This window comes from bacterium (assembly GCA_024226335.1).
Classification (GTDB): domain Bacteria; phylum Myxococcota_A; class UBA9160; order SZUA-336; family SZUA-336; genus JAAELY01.
The window spans coordinates 1-2,148 of the sequence record JAAELY010000388.1 but is presented as its reverse complement, the minus strand read 5'-3'; the positions used below and the strand labels follow the sequence as shown (position 1 = coordinate 2,148).

At 59.9% G+C, this 2,148-nt stretch carries 2 protein-coding genes; one reads left to right on the top strand and one right to left on the bottom strand.

The window, feature by feature from the left end; all coding sequences use genetic code 11:
* The coding region (locus tag GY725_19830) for a hypothetical protein (GenBank protein MCP4006436.1) at positions 1 to 1,827 on the bottom strand (1,827 nt) is incomplete at its 3' end.
* Between the two features lie 114 nt (positions 1,828 to 1,941).
* Here GY725_19830 and GY725_19825 point away from each other — a divergent pair.
* The coding region (locus GY725_19825) for a hypothetical protein (GenBank protein MCP4006435.1) at positions 1,942 to 2,148 on the top strand (207 nt) is incomplete at its 3' end.

The following is a 2,148-nucleotide window of genomic DNA, read 5'->3' as shown; positions in this document are numbered from 1 at the left end:
CTGCACCACACCTCGGTTCCCTGCGCGCTTGACGAAACCGTACACCGACGTAATCTTTTGCTTCAGCGCCGAAACAGTGGCGAAGACGTGCAGCATGCGATAGTTCTCTCGGAAGCGATTAATCACCGGAGGCGTATGCAGCTCACCCGCTGCCTCTTCGGCCGCGGTCGTGTAAGACAACTCTTCCCGCAACATCTGCAGGCTGAAGAACTCATCGACCAGCAACGGCACAGGCCTCTCTGGATGACCCCATGAAGCATCGCCGTACCAGAAGCAAACAGGATCTATCTTAGTCCAGACCGTCCACTCGAACAGGTCCATGGGCCTCGATCCCGTCGGAACCACCAGACGCTTCCCAGGCACTGCAGACAACTCTGCTTGGCTGGACCGACCGGTCGTGATCGCCAACATGGCCTGCTCCAGTTTCACGTCCAACGCATCTCTCGAGAGCTTCGCGAAGGATGCCTTCAACACCTTGCAGATTCCGCGCAAGTGCTCGCGCATGATTTCATTCGCCTCCGTCCGACCGTCATCCAAAGCCGCCTCCGTCTCTGCGAGACGCACGCGCTCCCCCACGGCCGTTGCCTCCTCGAGCTTCGCCCCCGCAACCGCCCACGCTCGCGCCATCGTCCCGTCATCGTCCTCATCGGCGAAGGCGGAAACGTAAGGAGCTACGATCGCGGCCTCTCCTTCCTCCACATGACCAGATACTTGTTGCGCCGGGCCGACGTCCCCTGGTACCTCCTCCTCGTCCCCCTCCGCCGCAGGCAAGACGACGCAGCACTGCTCGAAGACTCTCGGCATCGTCCCGTCAACCGGCCACTTTCCGAGCTCCACCTCGTCCAGCGTCGCCTTCTGATACACCGGGTTCTCAGACTGCAGCTTCGCGGCGATCGCTCGGAACTCCGCGGCATCGACACGCCCGAGAAACGCTTTGCTGAAGTCCGCGGGATCGCAACCCACGAAAACAGCGACGAAGGAATCGCCGAGACTCTTCGGAGGGAAGGTGTCCTGGCACTCCTTGCGACCATTCGGAAAGACAATTGCCGAACCGCTCATGCCCTTCTGATGGAAAGCTTCCTGCCAGAACGGCAGCTTCTGTTGCCCCTCGGCATCACCACCTCCTCTGAAGATCAGCTTCGTCGTAATCGCACGACCTAAGGCCAAGAGAAGTCGCAGACCAAACCTCTCCGGCTCCAGCAGGCGCTCTTGCAATGGAGTCAGGCGGCCTAACCAATTGAAGTTGGCGAGCGCGAAACGCGGCATCGTTGGCGAAGTCTTGGAAAGCGGCTCGACACAAGCGCGACACACGAAAACCGGCTCCGAGCCAGAAATGGCAGCAGCAGAAATGCGACGCCGATGCAGCAACAGAGACACACCGTCCAGCACGACGGCTGACGCGTAGAGCTCCTCCTCAGGAATCAAAGGCCAATGCTCTCTGTAATGCGTCACCGACAACAAGTCACAAAAAGCAGCGCGATCACGGATCCAATCGGCATTGAGACCGGCAAGAGCCACCTTGCACAAGTCTTCCGCCCAGTGAAGTCGTGTACATACGACGCAAGCCTGCATCGAGCGCGGCTCCCAACGCACATTACAATGCAACCCGTCCAATGCCTCCAGCTGACTCCGCAGATCTCCACCAAGCTTTTCCCAATCGAGTGCCGCGCGCGTGAAGAACTCGGAAAAGTTCCCGACCAGAAGCCGCACGTACTCGGGCGAATAGACATAAGGTTGCAAAGAAGAGAGAAAGAGATACACGTTCCGATACGTCTGCAGGCCACCATGCACCGCATCGACATGCTCGGCCCACTCTTCGCGACTCAAAAACGCAGCCTGGCACAGCATGCAAGGAACAGGCAAACTCGCCTCGCACGTACTCCGCCACTTCCTCAACACCGCACGCTCCGCTGATGGCATCTTCAGAGCTCGTCTCTGCGCATGCAACAACACAGGCAACGTCTCAGACGCCCGATCCTGGACGCGGCCCTCACGTACTTGCGCCTGGACGCGACCCTCACGTACTTGCGCCCGATCCTGGACGCGGCCCTCACGTACTTGCGCCTGGACGTGACCCTCACGTGCTTGCGCCCGATCCTGGACGCGGCCCTCACGTACTTGCGCCTGGACGCGACCCTCACGTACTTG